Source organism: Streptomyces sp. NPDC102279, assembly GCF_044766365.1.
Lineage (GTDB): Bacteria > Actinomycetota > Actinomycetes > Streptomycetales > Streptomycetaceae > Streptomyces.
On record NZ_JBIWLU010000003.1, the window covers coordinates 659,642 to 674,205 of the forward strand.

Annotated in this window: 13 protein-coding genes; 11 read left to right on the forward strand and 2 right to left on the reverse strand. The window is 71.4% G+C overall.

Annotated features, from left to right (window positions below; genetic code table 11):
• Window positions 1–21 precede the first annotated feature (21 nt).
• The 4 genes from ACIRQH_RS09740 to ilvD all read left to right on the forward strand — a co-directional run bounded on the left by ACIRQH_RS09740 (window position 22) and on the right by ilvD (window position 4,983).
• On the forward strand, window positions 22–954 hold the full coding sequence (locus tag ACIRQH_RS09740) for a Ppx/GppA phosphatase family protein (protein ID WP_358815540.1): 933 nt from the start codon (window positions 22–24) through the stop codon (window positions 952–954).
• 543 nt (window positions 955–1,497) lie between these two features.
• Complete coding sequence (locus ACIRQH_RS09745) at window positions 1,498–2,322, forward strand: sugar phosphate isomerase/epimerase (RefSeq protein WP_358815541.1); 825 nt, start codon at window positions 1,498–1,500, stop codon at window positions 2,320–2,322.
• Complete coding sequence (locus ACIRQH_RS09750; RefSeq protein WP_404224981.1) at window positions 2,319–2,936, forward strand: TetR family transcriptional regulator; 618 nt, start codon at window positions 2,319–2,321, stop codon at window positions 2,934–2,936. Before ACIRQH_RS09745 ends, ACIRQH_RS09750 begins: the two co-directional genes overlap by 4 nt.
• A 193-nt stretch (window positions 2,937–3,129) precedes the next feature.
• Window positions 3,130–4,983 carry a dihydroxy-acid dehydratase gene (gene ilvD / locus ACIRQH_RS09755; RefSeq protein WP_404224984.1) on the forward strand — a complete coding sequence of 618 codons (1,854 nt, stop codon included), beginning with the start codon at window positions 3,130–3,132 and terminating at the stop codon, window positions 4,981–4,983.
• A 59-nt stretch (window positions 4,984–5,042) separates the two neighbouring features.
• Here the strand turns inward: ilvD and ACIRQH_RS09760 are convergent, their stop codons facing one another.
• On the reverse strand, window positions 5,043–7,199 hold the full coding sequence (locus tag ACIRQH_RS09760; protein WP_404224986.1) for a PQQ-binding-like beta-propeller repeat protein: 2,157 nt from the start codon (window positions 7,197–7,199) through the stop codon (window positions 5,043–5,045).
• Window positions 7,200–7,333: 134 nt separating this feature from the next.
• Here ACIRQH_RS09760 and ACIRQH_RS09765 point away from each other — a divergent pair, with 134 nt between their 5' ends.
• The 7 genes from ACIRQH_RS09765 (at window position 7,334) to proC (ending at window position 12,892) form a co-directional block, all read left to right on the forward strand.
• Window positions 7,334–7,654: a peptidase gene (locus ACIRQH_RS09765; protein WP_388876151.1), complete on the forward strand. Its 321-nt coding sequence runs from the start codon at window positions 7,334–7,336 to the stop codon at window positions 7,652–7,654.
• A gap of 49 nt (window positions 7,655–7,703) precedes the next feature.
• Complete coding sequence (locus ACIRQH_RS09770) at window positions 7,704–8,021, forward strand: hypothetical protein (RefSeq protein WP_388876183.1); 318 nt, start codon at window positions 7,704–7,706, stop codon at window positions 8,019–8,021.
• A gap of 66 nt (window positions 8,022–8,087) precedes the next feature.
• Window positions 8,088–8,606: an EamA/RhaT family transporter gene (locus tag ACIRQH_RS09775; RefSeq protein ID WP_404224989.1), complete on the forward strand. Its 519-nt coding sequence runs from the start codon at window positions 8,088–8,090 to the stop codon at window positions 8,604–8,606.
• Window positions 8,607–8,880: 274 nt separating this feature from the next.
• The gene (locus ACIRQH_RS09780; RefSeq protein WP_404224991.1) at window positions 8,881–9,693 is read left to right on the forward strand and encodes a class I SAM-dependent methyltransferase; all 813 of its coding nucleotides are present in this window, start codon (window positions 8,881–8,883) and stop codon (window positions 9,691–9,693) included.
• Between the two features lie 592 nt (window positions 9,694–10,285).
• Window positions 10,286–11,128 (forward strand): ABC transporter ATP-binding protein, encoded by an 843-nt coding sequence (locus ACIRQH_RS09785; protein WP_404224993.1) that lies wholly within the window; start codon window positions 10,286–10,288, stop codon window positions 11,126–11,128.
• Window positions 11,125–11,964 carry an ABC transporter permease gene (locus tag ACIRQH_RS09790; protein ID WP_404224995.1) on the forward strand — a complete coding sequence of 280 codons (840 nt, stop codon included), beginning with the start codon at window positions 11,125–11,127 and terminating at the stop codon, window positions 11,962–11,964. The genes ACIRQH_RS09785 and ACIRQH_RS09790 overlap by 4 nt, the downstream gene beginning before the upstream one ends.
• 118 nt (window positions 11,965–12,082) lie before the next feature.
• Window positions 12,083–12,892: a pyrroline-5-carboxylate reductase gene (gene proC / locus ACIRQH_RS09795; RefSeq protein WP_358815550.1), complete on the forward strand. Its 810-nt coding sequence runs from the start codon at window positions 12,083–12,085 to the stop codon at window positions 12,890–12,892.
• A 61-nt stretch (window positions 12,893–12,953) separates the two neighbouring features.
• Here the strand turns inward: proC and trpS are convergent, their stop codons facing one another.
• Window positions 12,954–13,955 carry a tryptophan--tRNA ligase gene (gene trpS / locus ACIRQH_RS09800; RefSeq protein WP_404224997.1) on the reverse strand — a complete coding sequence of 334 codons (1,002 nt, stop codon included), beginning with the start codon at window positions 13,953–13,955 and terminating at the stop codon, window positions 12,954–12,956.
• Window positions 13,956–14,564: the final 609 nt, after the last annotated feature.

Sequence of the window (14,564 nt, forward strand, 5' to 3'; positions counted from 1 at the left end):
GCTGGCAGTAGCGTTCCGTACATGAGACTCGGTGTCCTCGACGTGGGTTCGAACACGGTGCATCTGCTGGTGGTGGACGCCCATCCCGGCGCCCGCCCGCTGCCCGCGCATTCGCACAAGGCCGATCTGCGGCTCGCCCAACTGCTCGACGAGAGCGGGGCGATCGATCCCGAGGGCGTCGACAAACTGATCGAAACGGTCCAGGAGGCCCTGGAGGCCGCCGAGGACAAGGGCGTCGAGGCCCTGCTCCCGTTCGCGACGTCCGCCGTCCGCGAGGCGAGCAACGCCGACGAGGTCCTCGCGCGCGTGCAGACCGAGACCGGTGTCGAGCTGCAGGTCCTCACCGGCGCCGAGGAGGCCCGGCTCACCTTCCTCGCCGCGCGGCGCTGGTTCGGCTGGTCCGCGGGCAAGCTCCTCGTCCTTGACATCGGCGGGGGGTCTCTGGAGATCGCGTACGGCATCGACGAGGAGCCCGACGCGGCGGTGTCGCTGCCGCTCGGTGCGGGCCGGCTGACCGCGGGCTGGCTGCCCACCGACCCGGCGGACCCGTCGGACGTACGGGCTCTGCGGCGTCACGTGCGCGCCCAGATCGCCCGGACCGTCGGCGAGTTCAGCCGCTTCGGCGCCCCCGACCACGTGGTCGCCACGTCCAAGACCTTCAAGCAGCTCGCCCGCCTCGCCGGCGCTGCACGTTCCACCGACGGCCTGTACGTGCAGCGCGAACTGAAGCGCCGCTCCCTGGAGGACTGGGTCCCCCGCCTCACCGCCATGACGGCCGACGAACGGGCCGAACTCCCCGGCGTCTCCCCGGGCCGCTCCGGCCAACTCCTCGCCGGCGCGCTGGTCGCCGAGGGCGCCATGGACCTCTTCGGCGTGGAAACGCTGGAAATCTGCCCCTGGGCCCTACGAGAGGGAGTAATCCTCCGCCGCCTGGACCAAATGGAATCGAACTAGCGAACACAACTGGCTGGAGACACCGGCAGGGGCGAGCCGGGAGCGGGCTTGGGCGTGGACGGACGCCGGTCGGGGGCGGGGGAACGGGGACGCCGGTCGTGGGCGCGGGGGAACGGCGCGATCAGCCACAGGCGTCCCGCACCCGGGAACGGCCGACGGTGGACACGGCGAGTGGCCGGGCACGCGGACCGGGCTGGAATCGGACGTGGGCGGAGACGGACTCAGGGGCGCGGGGAACGGCGCGAGCAGCCACCCACCCCCGCACGGGGCACCCCCAAGCCCCGTACCGCCTCCCCGCGCCACGTGGCCTCGCCCACAGTTTGCCGGGAGACCAGCCTCACAACCCCCCGAGCGGAACCCGCACCGCCTCCACCCCGGAGCGACGGAGAACCCCCAGGCAGGAGCCCAACCGCCGCCGCCCCGAAGCCCGATCGCCCCGCTCCCCAGGGCGAAGGGCCCCGGCCCGGGACGGCCACCGGAGCGTCCCGGCCACCCCCACCGACCCTCACCCACCTGCCGGAGGCACCCCGTACGCTGTCCCTCGTGGCAGAACCAGTCGTGCGGATCCCGGATGCGAAGGTCGCGCTGTCCACGGCGTCCGTGTACCCGGAGTCGACGGCGACGGCCTTCGAGATCGCCGCGCGCCTCGGCTACGACGGCGTCGAGGTCATGGTGTGGACCGATCCGGTCAGCCAGGACATCGACGCCCTCCGCCGCCTCAGCGACCACCACCGGATGCCGATCCTCGCCGTCCACGCCCCGTGTCTCCTGATCACGCAGCGCGTCTGGTCCACCGACCCGTGGACCAAGCTCCAGCGCGCGAAGGCGGCCGCCGAGAAGCTCGGCGCGAGCACCGTCGTGGTGCACCCCCCGTTCCGCTGGCAGCGCCAGTACGCCCGTGACTTCGTCACCGGAATCTGGCGCATGGCCGACGAGACGGACGTCCGGTTCGCCGTCGAGAACATGTACCCGTGGCGCTACCGCGACCGGGAGATGCTCGCGTACGCCCCCGACTGGGACGTGACGAAGGACGACTACCGGCACTTCACGATCGACCTCAGCCACACCGCGACCGCCCGCACGGACGCCCTCCAGATGATCGACCGCATGGGCGACCGCCTGGGCCACGTGCACCTCGCGGACGGCAACGGCTCCGCAAAGGACGAGCACCTGGTCCCCGGCCGCGGGACCCAGCCCTGCGCCGAGCTGCTCGACCACCTCGCCCAGTCCGCATTCGACGGCCACGTCGTCATCGAGGTCAACACCCGCCGCGCCATGTCCAGCGCCGAGCGCGAGGCCGACCTGGCGGAGGCCCTGGCCTTCACCCGGCTCCACCTCGCCTCCGCCGTGAAGGTGCCCCGCCGGTGACGGACGTCGCCCCCCGCCGCGGCCGGGGACGCCCCACCCGTACGCAGACGGAGGCGGGCCCCGCCACCCGCGACCGCATCCTCGACGCGGCCCGCGAGGAGTTCTCCGAGCGCGGGTACGAGAAGACGTCGGTGCGCGGTATCGCCAAGGCCGCCGGCGTGGACGCCGCGCTCGTCCACCACTACTTCGGCACCAAGGAACAGGTCTTCGAGGCGGCCGTCGAGGGAGCCATGGCCCCCGCGCTCGGCGCCCCGGACACGATCGTCGAGGGACCGCTCGACGGCGTCGGGGAACGCCTCACGCGCTTCTTCTTCGGCGTCTGGGAGAACCCCACGAGCCGTACCCCGCTGCTCGCGATCGTCCGCTCGGCGGTGAACAACGACACCGCGGCCTCCGTCTTCCGTCGGCTCGTCGCCGCACAGCTGCTGCGCCGGATCGCGGCCCGGCTCGACGCCCCCGACGCGGAGCTGCGCGCCGAGCTGGCGGCGGCCCAGCTGGTCGGGGTCGCGATGCTCCGCTACGTGATCAGGATCGAGCCGCTGGCCTCCGCGGACGTCGAGCGCATCGTGGCGGGAGTGGCCCCCGTGGTCCAGGGACACCTGACGAACCCATGAGCGAGTGGACCGGCGTACGGTGGGGAGCCGGGCCGTCGCAACCTCGCTGACCTGCGCGTACACCCCGTAGTGGTGGCCGCTCGGCGAGACGGGTGTCCCGGGATGCGGACACCCTGTCCGGATCCTGGAGCACCGGCGTAGGCTCGACGTCAGTCATAACTCTCCTCATGCCTCCCCGAAGGAGCGAGCGACGATGCCCGATCTGAGGTCCCGCACAGTCACCCACGGCCGCAACATGGCGGGCGCACGCGCCCTGATGCGCGCCTCCGGTGTACCGGGCGCGGACATCGGACGGAAGCCGATCATCGCGGTCGCCAACTCCTTCACGGAGTTCGTGCCCGGCCACACCCACCTCCAGCCCGTCGGCCGGATCGTGAGCGAGGCCATCACGGCGGCCGGCGGCATCGCCCGCGAGTTCAACACCATCGCGGTCGACGACGGCATCGCGATGGGCCACGGCGGCATGCTGTACTCGCTGCCCTCCCGCGACCTGATCGCGGACTCGGTGGAGTACATGGTCGAGGCGCACTGCGCCGACGCCCTGATCTGCATCTCGAACTGCGACAAGATCACCCCCGGCATGCTCATGGCCGCCCTGCGCCTGAACATCCCGACGGTCTTCGTCTCCGGCGGCCCCATGGAGTCCGGTCGCGCCACCCTGGTCGACGGCACGGTCCGCACGCTCGACCTGGTCGACGCGATCTCCGACGCCGTGAACGACAAGATCTCGGACGAGGACATCCTCCGTATCGAGGAGAACGCCTGTCCGACCTGCGGCTCCTGTTCCGGCATGTTCACCGCCAACTCGATGAACTGCCTGACCGAGGCCATCGGCCTGAGCCTGCCGGGCAACGGCTCGGTCCTCGCCACCCACACCGCCCGCAAGGGCCTGTACGAGGACGCCGGCCGCACGGTCGTCGAGATCACGCGCCGCTACTACGACCAAGACGACGAGTCGGTCCTGCCGCGCAACATCGCCACCCACGCCGCCTTCGAGAACGCCATGGCGCTCGACATCGCGATGGGCGGCTCCACCAACACGATCCTGCACCTGCTGGCCGCCGCCCAGGAGGCGGGCGTCCCCTTCGGCCTGGACGAGATCAACGCGGTGTCGCGCCGGGTGCCGTGCCTGGCCAAGGTCGCCCCGAACGTCGCGAAGGACCGCACGTACTACATGGAGGACGTGCACCGCGCAGGCGGCATCCCCGCCCTCCTCGGTGAGCTCCACCGCGCGGGCCTGCTGAACGAGGACGTCCACTCGGTGCACAGCCCGTCGCTCTCGGACTGGCTGAAGACCTGGGACGTGCGCGCCGGCTCGCCGTCCCCGGAGGCGATCGAGCTGTGGCACGCGGCCCCCGGCTGCGTCCGCTCCTCCGAGGCCTTCTCCCAGTCCGAGCGCTGGGAGGCGCTCGACCAGGACGCCGAGAACGGCTGCATCCGCTCCTCCGAGCACGCCTACTCCCAGGACGGCGGCCTCGCGGTCCTCAAGGGCAACCTGGCGGTCGACGGCTGCGTCGTGAAGACCGCCGGCGTCGACGAGTCCATCTGGACGTTCGAGGGTCCGGCCGTCGTCTGCGAGTCGCAGGACGAGGCCGTCGACAAGATCCTCCGCAAGGAGATCACGCACGGCGACGTCGTCGTCATCCGCTACGAGGGCCCCAAGGGCGGCCCGGGTATGCAGGAGATGCTCTACCCGACCTCGTTCCTCAAGGGCCGCGGCCTCGGCAAGACCTGCGCCCTGGTCACCGACGGCCGCTTCTCCGGCGGCACTTCGGGCCTGTCCATCGGTCACGCCTCCCCGGAGGCCGCGTCCGGCGGCACGATCGCCGTCGTCCGGGACGGTGACCGCATCCGTATCGACATCCCGAACCGCTCGATCGAACTCCTCGTCTCCGACGAGGAGTTGGCCGCCCGCCACGAGGCCCTGAACTGCGCCTACTTCCCGGCGAACCGCGAGCGCAAGGTCTCCGCCGCGCTCCGCGCGTACGCCGCGATGGCGACGAGCGCGGACAAGGGCGCCGTCCGGGACGTCTCGAAGCTGGGCTGAACACCGGCCTGAGGACTGCGAAGGGGGCCGCTCCCGCCGGGGCGGCCCCCTTCGGCCTGTCACCAACCCGAAGGATCCCGCGCGTCGACCGCGAAGAGGGAGCCGTCGGGTGAGGTGGCGTAGATCTTGTCGCGGTCGGGGAGGGGGGCGGGAAGCAGACTGACGAGTGAGCCCCGCTTGTCGCCCAGGCGGGCCCGGGTCTGGCCGAGCAGGGTGCCCCGATCGGTGTCGACCGCGATGAGTCGCCCGTCCACCGCGCTGAGGTAGAGGCGATGGCCCGACACGACCGGCGCCGACGCCTTGCTGACGGATGTCTCCACCCGCCACAGCTGCTTCGAGGTCCGGGTGTCCACGGCGACCAGCGAACCGTCGCTTCCCAACAGGTAGGCCACGTCCCCCCGGAGCACCGTCTGGGCCTGTGCCTGCGGGATGCGCAGCACGGTGCGGTGGAGGGCGCGCGTCGCCACGTCGTAGCGCAGGACGGCATTCGTGTACTGGTCGACGGTGGCCGAGGTGAACCAGGCGGTCCCGTCGCGGGCAGCCACCAGGTCCAGCGTCCCCTCCACGCGGCGCTGCCACTTCACGGCGCCGGTCTCCGGGTTCACAGCGGTCACCCGGGTCCCCGTCCCGGAAGGCGGCGCCATCGCGTAGGCGGTTCCGTCCCCGTACGTGTGGAACTGCGGCACGGCCAACCCCGGGATCGCGTGGCGCCACTTCTCCTCGCCGGTCGCGGCGTCCAGGGCGGTGACCCGGGAGTCGGAGCCGCTGAGCAGGACAACTCCGGCGACGTGGGCGACACCGCCGGAGTAGCGCGAGACGTCGCGGCTCCAGCGCGTCGAGCCGGTCGCGGGATCCAGCGCGGTCAGGCGATGCCCGTTGCTGCTGCCCACCAGCAGGAGCCCTCCGGAGAGGACCGGAGCCGGGGTGGCGTAGGCACTCGCGTCCCCCGGGTCGCTCCGGGACCACAGCACCTTGCCGTCATCCGGATCGATCGCGGCGGCCAGGACACCGGGCCGGACGCAGAACAGCGCCTTCGGCGCATCCGTGCACTGCGGCTGCCCCTCGGCCTTCGCGCCGGAGGCACCGAGGTCGAGTTCCCACGGGCGGAAGGCGCTCCGAGGTGTCGCCGCCGTGTCCTGCTTCGTTGCAGGATCATGCGGGTGTCCGTGAAGGCCGAGGACGGCGAGCCCGCCTACGGTCAGGGCGGCGACCGCGACTGCCATCGGTAGGCGCCACCGCCTCCCGGGCCCCTTCCGCCCGGCCGTGTGGGTCAGGTCCTCGGAACCCTCCGGACGCTCGGGCGGCGCCGCCCGGACCGCGAATGCCGGCTTGTCCGACTCCCCCTTCCAGGAGCGCTGTTCGGGTATGAACGCCCGGGTGTCGTACGACGCGGAGACCGAGCGCAGCGCCGTCATCAGCTCGTCCGGGGTCGGCCGGTCCTCCGGCTCCTTGGCCAGGCAGCGGGCGACCAGGCCGACCATGTCGTCCGGAACACCTGTCAAGTCCGGCTCGTCGTGGACGACTTGATAGGCGACCAGATAGGGACTGTCCGAATCGAAGGGTCCACTCCCGGTGGCGGCGTGCACGATCAGCGAACCCAGGGCGAACACGTCGGCTGCCGGGCCCACATGCCGTGGCTTGCGGAACTGCTCCGGCGCCATGAACGGCGGCGTGCCGATCAACTTGCCGGTTTCCGTGCGAAGTTCACTGTCCGCGGGGCGGGAGATGCCGAAGTCGATGACTTTCGGACCGTCATCGGCCAGCAGGACGTTGCTGGGCTTGAGGTCGCGGTGAACGACTCCGGCCCGGTGGATGTCCCGCAGTGCCTCGGCGAGCCCGGCCATCAGGTGCCGCAGCCGCGCCGACGACAGCGCGCCGTTCCGCTTCACGTGCTCGGCAAGGGTCGGCCCCGGGATGAACAGGGTTGCCATCCACGGGTTTTCGGCCTCGGGATCGGCGTCGACCACGGGCGCGGTGAAGGCACCGCTGACCCGGCGGGCAGCCGCGACCTCCTGGCGAAACCGCCCCCGGAACTCGGGGTCCTGGGCGAGTGCGGCGTGGACGACCTTGACGGCGAGTCTCAACCCGGAGGCGGAGCGCGCCAGATGCACGATGCCCATGCCGCCGGAGCCGAGTTCGGCCTCCAGCAGGTACTGCCCGGCATAGCGCGGTTGTTCCGCTTCCGGGTCCGTACCGGTGCTGCGCTGTGGCGGCATCACTCACCCCCGTGGGTTCGACCGCATGCGCGACGCGCAGAGCCTAGTCGATCCTGCGTACGAAACATCGGCGGCTTGCTAGCCTCGGCGCGCAGCATGATTTTGGCGTGAACCAATCAACGGGGGAGATAGATATGGCCACGGAAGACATTGCTCTCACGGACTCGACCGAAGCGGCGGAAGCCGAGCCGCTGACCGCCCAGGCGCTCCGCACCTTCCCACTCGCACCGGGTCACAACGTCAACGTCAGAAGCGGCCCAGGCACCCACTTCAGCATCGTCCGCACCCTGCCGGCGGGTTCGCGTATCCCGATCTACTGCCAGTGCCCGGGGGAGTCCGTCAGCGGCCCCTACGGCGCGAGCAAGATCTGGGACAACATCTCGAACGGCCAGTTCGTGTCGGACGCGTACGTACAGACGGGCAGCGACGGCTATGTCGCCCCGAAATGCTCCTGACGTCAGACGAAGGGAACCGACTGTGAAGATCGTGTCCGGCAGACAGGGGATGCTGGTGGGCGGGCTCGCCGCCGCGCTCCTGGCCGTGGCGGGAACCATGTCCCAGGCGGCAGCGGTCACCAGGACGTATCCGCTCGCGCCCGGTGCCAGCGTCAATGTCCGCAGCGGGCCCGGCACGCACTACCCGGTCGTCCGCACGATCCCGGCGGGTCAGAGCGTCCCGATCCGCTGTCAGTGCCAGGGGGAGTCCGTCAGCGGCTACTACGGCACGTCGACCATCTGGGACAACATCGCCAACGCCCAGTTCGTCTCGGACGCCTACGTCCACACGGGCAGCGACGGCTACGTCGCCCCGCAGTGCTCCTGACCCGGACCACCGCACCAGGGCCCCCGCGGCGCCCACCGGTCCCGGAACCGGGGCGATAATCGTCGGGTGACCGACAAGACGACCCCCGGAACCGTGACCGGCACCCCCGCGGGACCCCTGCCCGAGCCCCTGCGTTTCTTCGGGACGACATGGGTGGAGCACGACGGCGGCTACGCCGGCCGGCGCGCCGGTGTGGCCGCCGGCTCGCTCGCCGCCGCCGTGGCCGCCTGCTTCGTGCTCCGCTTCGCCTACCAGGGCCTGGCCATCGCCGACGTGGGCACACCCGTGACGGTGATGGTCGTCGTGATGTTCGCGGTGTGCAGCGCCCTCGCGTTCCGTCACACCTCGGGCTCGTTCACCAGGCGGCCCGACCCCGACCGCCAGGCCTCCCTCCGCGGACTCCTCGCCATCGGCTTCGTCGGCTCCCTGCTCGCCTACTGCTTCCGCTCCCTCACGGAGGCCCCTGGTGAGCGGCTCCACCGCGAGGAGTACGAGACGGCGAAGGAGCAGTACGCCCGCCGCACCACGCGCCGCACCGGCAACCCGTCGAAGGCGTCGAAGGCGAAGCAGAGCCGCAAGGTCTGACCTGCTCCCGCAGGCGGTGAACGGTCGTACGGCCTGCGTTCGATCCGCAGGCGAAGAGCCGCAGGGCCTGACCTGGTCCCGCAGCCGGTGAACGGCCGTAGAGCCCGACCTCGACCCGCAGGCGAAGCAGAAGCGCAAGGCCTGACCCGGCGCGGGGGAGGGGCCGGATCCGAGCCCGTCGGTGCGGGATCGGCGTGAGAAGCCAGCGCGCCCCGCTCTCCCCTCGTACGAAACTCCCTACTCAAGCCTCCGCCCCGCCAGCGATCATGACCCCATGACGGCTTCCTCCTCCCCCTCCGCCCCCCGCCCCGAGCCCGCCCCGCACGCCACCCGCGCGCACTCCTTCAACGCGGCGGCGGCCCAGTACGCGGCGAACCGTCCCTCGTATCCGCCCGCCCTCTTCGACGCCGTCGAGGAGATCGCGGGCCGGACCCTGGCCGGTGCCAGGGTCGCCGACATCGGTGCGGGGACCGGTATCTCGACCGTCCTCCTGCACGACCGCGGCGCGGACGTCCTCGCCGTGGAACCGGGTCCCGGTATGGCCGCCGAGTTCCGCCGCGTCCACCCCCACCTCCCGATCGTCCGGGGCAGCGGCGACGCCCTTCCGCTCGCGGACGCCTCCATGGACTTCCTGACGTACGCCCAGTCCTGGCACTGGACCGACCCGGACCGTTCGGTGCCGGAGGCGTTGCGGGTGCTGCGGCCCGGAGGGTCTCTGGCCCTGTGGTGGAACACCGAGGCGCTCGACGTGCCGTGGATCGAGGCGGCCGCCCGGCGCACCGAGCGCTTCCTCGGCATCGACCCGGTGGTCGAGAAGAACGGCAGCGGCGCCCGTGCCGCCCACTCCCTCAGCGCCGACCCCGGTGGACGCCTGTCCTTCGACCGCAGCCAGGTCCGCTGGAGCCGCCACGTCCCGCTCGACACCCACCTCGCCAACATCGGCAGCCACTCGGCGTTCCTGGTCCTCGGCGGGGAGGCCACCGCGGCGTTCTTCGCGGAGGAGCGCGAGCACCTCCTCGGGACGTTCCCGGACGGGCTCGTCGAGGAGACCTACGTCGTCGAGCTCCTGGTCGCGACCCACTCGTGACCCCGTGCGGCGGCCCGCCCCGGGGCCGCGCACGAACCGCCCGCCTCCATCGGTACGTCCGCGTCCCCGGACACCGCCGCAACGCTGAACCACGCCTGCGCCGAAGCGATCAGCGCGGACGCCAGGACGGCCCCGCCCCAGCACCTCCGCCTCCGAGAGCCACCCGAGGCCTACGGGCGACGGGGGCACTCACGGATGACGGTGGCACCCACGATGGCCGTGGCCGCACGTCATCGAACGGCCCGCCCACCCCGATGCGCCCCCGCGCCCGCCGCCGGGAGGGCGAAGCGGCCCCGCCCTCCCGGCCCTTGACCGGTCTCGCGGGCAGGAGCAATATTCATCGAGTGATGATTATTCAGCCGCGGCCGACCGACGTCACACGCATCTCAGACACCACTGACACCACACACACCACGCACGCCCCAGATGTCATGGGCGTCACGGACATCACGGGGAGCCGGACACCGGCCCGGGAGCCGGACGTCACCGGCGTGCCCACCCGCCGGCAAGCACCCGGCATCCGGCCCCCGCAGCCCCCTCCGTCCCGCCCCAACGAGCCCCACTCCTGAACACCCGACTCCCAGGAACGCCCGTGTCCTCACCCCAGCCCGCCGTCCGCGCCGAAGGCCTCACCGTCCTGCGCGGCCCCCGTACCGTCCTGCGGGGAATCGACTTCACCGTCCCGCGCGGCCGGATCACCGGACTGCTCGGCCCGTCCGGCTGCGGAAAATCGACCCTGATGCGCGCGACCGTCGGCTCCCAGGCCAAGGTCGACGGCACGCTCGAAGTGCTCGGCCGCCCCGCCGGCGACCCCACGCTCCGCTCGCGCATCGGTTACGTCACCCAGGCCCCCTCGGTCTACGACGACCTGACCGTCCGCCAGAACCTCGACTACTTCGCCGCGATCCTCGACCCCGGCCGGGCAGCCGCCGAGCGCCGGCACGCCGACGTCACCCGCGCCATCACCGACGTCGACCTCACCTCGCACGCCGACGCTCTGGCCGGCACCCTCTCCGGCGGCCAGCGCAACCGCGTCTCCCTCGCCGTCGCCCTGCTCGGAGCCCCCGAACTCCTCGTCCTCGACGAACCCACCGTCGGACTCGACCCCGTCCTGCGCCGCGACCTCTGGAGCCTCTTCCACGCCATCGCCGAAGAGCGCGACGCCACACTGCTCATCTCCTCGCACGTGATGGACGAGGCCGAGCGCTGCCACCGGCTCCTGCTCATGCGCGAGGGCGAGATCCTCGCCGACGACACCCCGGACGCCCTGCGCGAGAGGACCGGCTCCGACACCGTCGAGGCCGCCTTCCTCACCCTCGTCGACGAGGCGGCCGCCGCCGCCCGCCGGCCCGGGACGGACACCCCGCACCCGGCCGCCACCCCCGCACCCCGGCCCGCCGGTGCCACCGACCCCCGCGAGGAGACCGCCCGATGAGCCCCGCACAGCCGACCGCGGCCACGACCCCCGACACTCCGGCCGCCTCCACGCCGGACCCCGCCTCCGGCCCGCGCTCCGTCTCCCGTCCGAGCGCGCTCAACATCTCCCGCACCACCGCCACCGCGAGCCGCGTCCTGCGCCAGCTCCGCCACGACCCGCGCACCATCGCGCTGATGATCCTCGTCCCCTGCGTGATGCTGTTCCTGCTCCGCTACGTCTTCGACGGCAGCCCCCGGACCTTCGACTCCATCGGCGCGTCCCTGCTCGGGATCTTCCCGCTGATCACGATGTTCCTGGTGACCTCCATCGCGACCCTGCGCGAACGCACCTCCGGCACCCTCGAACGCCTTCTCGCCCTGCCCCTCGGCAAGGGCGACCTGATCGCGGGCTACGCCCTCGCCTTCGGCACGGTCGCCGTCGTCCAGTCCGCCCTGGCCACCGGCCTCGCCGTCTGGGTCCTCGGCCTCGACGTCACCGGCTCACCCTGGCTGCTCCTGCTCGTCGCCCTGCTCGACGCCCTCCTCGGAACGGCCCTCGGCCTCTTCGTCTCGGCGTTCGCCGCCTCCGAGTTCCAGGCCGTCCAGTTCATGCCGGCCGTGATCTTCCCCCAGCTCCTCCTCTGCGGCCTGTTCACCCCGCGCTCCGCCATGCACCCCGTCCTGGAGGCCGTCTCCGATGTACTCCCGATGTCGTACGCGGTCGACGGCATGAACGAGGTCCTCAAACACACCGACATGACCGCGACCTTCGTACGCGACATCCTGATCGTGGCCGGCAGCGCCGTGCTGGTCCTCTTCCTCGGCGCGGCCACGCTGCGCCGCCGTACGTCCTAGCCGCCCGCCCCGACGGAGCCGTCCGTGCTCGTCCGCCCACCGGACACCCCGCCCGCGCCCATGATCCCGGTGGGAGGATGAACACGGACGACCCAACCCTCGGAGGGCACCCGCAACCATGATCCAGAAAGTCGCAGTCCTCGGCACCGGCAAGATCGGCGAAGCTCTGCTCAGCGGAATGATCCGAGCCGGCTGGGCCCCCACGGACCTCCTGGTCACCACCCGCCGGCCGGAGCGGGCGAAGGAACTCCGGGAGCGTCACGGCGTCACCCCGGTCACCAACGCGGAGGCGGCGAAGACCGCCGACACCCTGATCCTGACCGTCAAGCCGCAGGACATGGGCACGCTCCTCGACGAACTCGCGCCGCACATCCCCGCCGACCGCCTGATCATCAGCGGCGCGGCCGGCATCCCCACCTCCTTCTTCGAGGAGCGCCTGGCCGCCGGGACGCCCGTCGTCCGCGTCATGACGAACACCCCCGCCCTCGTCGACGAGGCCATGTCCGTCATCTCCGCCGGCAGCCACGCCACGCCCGAGCACGTGGCCTACGCGGAGGAGATCTTCGGAGCCGTCGGCAAGACGCTCCTCGTTCCCGAGTCGCAGCAGGACGCCTGCACGGCCCTGTCCGGCTCCGGACCGGCGTACTTCTTCTACCTCGTCGAGGCCATGACGGACGCGGGCATCCTGCTCGGCCTGCCCCGCGACAAGGCCCACGAACTGATCGTCCAGTCCGCGATCGGCGCCGCCGTGATGCTCCGCGACAGCGGGGAGCACCCGGTCAAGCTCCGGGAGAACGTCACGTCCCCCGCGGGCACCACCATCAACGCGATCCGCGAACTCGAGAACCACGGCGTACGCGCCGCCCTCATCGCCGCCCTCGAAGCGGCCCGCGACCGCAGCCGCGAGCTCGCCTCCGGCAACAGCTGACCGAGCCGACCGCCTTCGGCACCCGGCGACCGGGATGCCGAAGGCGCGCTCCCAGAGCCCCTCAGTCCGCCGCGGGCAGCAACCCGATCGCCCGGTACGCCGCGTCCACCGTCGGCCGCGCCCTCTCCCTGGCCCTCGCCGCACCGTCCCGCAGCACCCGTTCGACCTGGGCGGGATCGGCGCACAGTTCCTTGTGCCTCTCCTGCACGGGCCTGAGCAGCTCGACCACGGCCTCGGCAGTGTCCTTCTTCAAAGCGCCATAGGACGTGTACGTACCGCCCAGCGTCTCGGGGTCCCCGCCCTCACAGGCCGCCAGGATCTCCAGCAGGTTCGACGCCCCCGGCCGCTCCTCCCGGTCGTACGCGACCTCTTGCCCGCTGTCGGTCACGGCCCGCATGACCTTCCTCCGTACGGCGTCGGGCTCGTCCAGCAGATAGACGACCCCCGGTCCCACGTCGTCGCTCTTGCCCATCTTCGACGTCGGCTCCTGAAGGTTCATGACCCGCGCCGCCACCTCCGGCCGGATCGCCCGGGGCACCACGAACGTGTGCCCGTACCGCTGGTTGAACCGCACCGCCAGGTCCCGGGTCAGCTCGACGTGCTGCGTCTGGTCGTCCCCGACCGGCACCTCGTCGGCCCCGTACGCCAGGATGTCGGCCGCCATCAGCACGGGATACGTCAGCAACGACAGCCGAACGCTCCCTCCTCGCGCCCGTTCGCGCGCGGCCTTCTCCTTGTACTGGATCATCCGCCGCATCTCCCCGTCGGTCGCGACGCACTCCAGCAGATACGACAGCCGCGCGTGTTCGTCCACATGACTCTGGACGAACACGGTGCACAGCTCCGGATCGAGCCCCGACGCCAGCAACAACGTCGCCGCCTGCCTGCTGAGTCTGAGCACCCGCGCCGGATCGTGGTCCACGGTCAACGCGTGCAGGTCGACGATGCAGAACAGCGCGTCGGCCCGGTGCTGGTCCACCTCGGCCCAGCGCCGCACGGCTCCCAGGTAGTTCCCCAGCGTCAGATGCCCGGTCGGCTTGACCCCGCTGAAGATGCGCGTCATCTCTCCACCTCCTGATCGAGGCCGCCGCACCCACCGGCCGGCTCCCCAGGAGGGAGACACAAAAACGGCCGCCGAGAGCGGCGGCCGTTGAGTACCTACGTGCGTACGGCCGCCGTCAGGCGGCCCACCACAGCTGGGTGCACGTACGCGTAGTCATGGCCGCCACACTACGCCCGGCAGGCCCGTCCGGACCGGAGTTGACACGCCCCCACCCCGTACGTAGTGTTCTCCGAGTTGTCCGACGTGAGCGCCGACCCCGGTCGGTCCCCGGACAGCCATTCCGCACCACCATTCAACGATCGACGACTCGTCGTCAGCTCGTTTTCATGCGTGTTTGCGAAATGAGGATTCCGCGTTCGAAAGAGCGCCACCCCGATTAGCTCGGGAGCCAGGAATCCGCTAATGTCTCACTCGTCGGAACGGCCCAACAGCTGCGAAGACAAGCCCCGCTGACTGGGGGTCGGGCCCGAAAGGATCTGATAGAGTCGGACTCGCCGGAAAGGGAAACGCGAAGGCGAAAACCTGGAAAGCGCCGAGGAAATCGGATACGGAAACGGTCTGATAGAGTCGGAAACGCAAGACCGAAGGGAAGCGCCCGGAGGAAAGCCC

Bases quoted from the DNA above. Each gene is read 5' to 3' on its own strand.
- ACIRQH_RS09740 (WP_358815540.1), top strand. From the start codon at position 22: ATGAGACTCGGTGTCCTCGACGTGGGTTCGAACACGGTGCATCTGCTG.
- ilvD (WP_404224984.1), top strand. From the start codon at position 3,130: ATGCCCGATCTGAGGTCCCGCACAGTCACCCACGGCCGCAACATGGCG.
- ACIRQH_RS09760 (WP_404224986.1), bottom strand. From the start codon at position 7,199: ATGCCGCCACAGCGCAGCACCGGTACGGACCCGGAAGCGGAACAACCG.
- ACIRQH_RS09765 (WP_388876151.1), top strand. From the start codon at position 7,334: ATGGCCACGGAAGACATTGCTCTCACGGACTCGACCGAAGCGGCGGAA.
- ACIRQH_RS09770 (WP_388876183.1), top strand. From the start codon at position 7,704: ATGCTGGTGGGCGGGCTCGCCGCCGCGCTCCTGGCCGTGGCGGGAACC.
- ACIRQH_RS09780 (WP_404224991.1), top strand. From the start codon at position 8,881: ATGACGGCTTCCTCCTCCCCCTCCGCCCCCCGCCCCGAGCCCGCCCCG.
- ACIRQH_RS09790 (WP_404224995.1), top strand. From the start codon at position 11,125: ATGAGCCCCGCACAGCCGACCGCGGCCACGACCCCCGACACTCCGGCC.
- proC (WP_358815550.1), top strand. From the start codon at position 12,083: ATGATCCAGAAAGTCGCAGTCCTCGGCACCGGCAAGATCGGCGAAGCT.
- trpS (WP_404224997.1), bottom strand. From the start codon at position 13,955: ATGACGCGCATCTTCAGCGGGGTCAAGCCGACCGGGCATCTGACGCTG.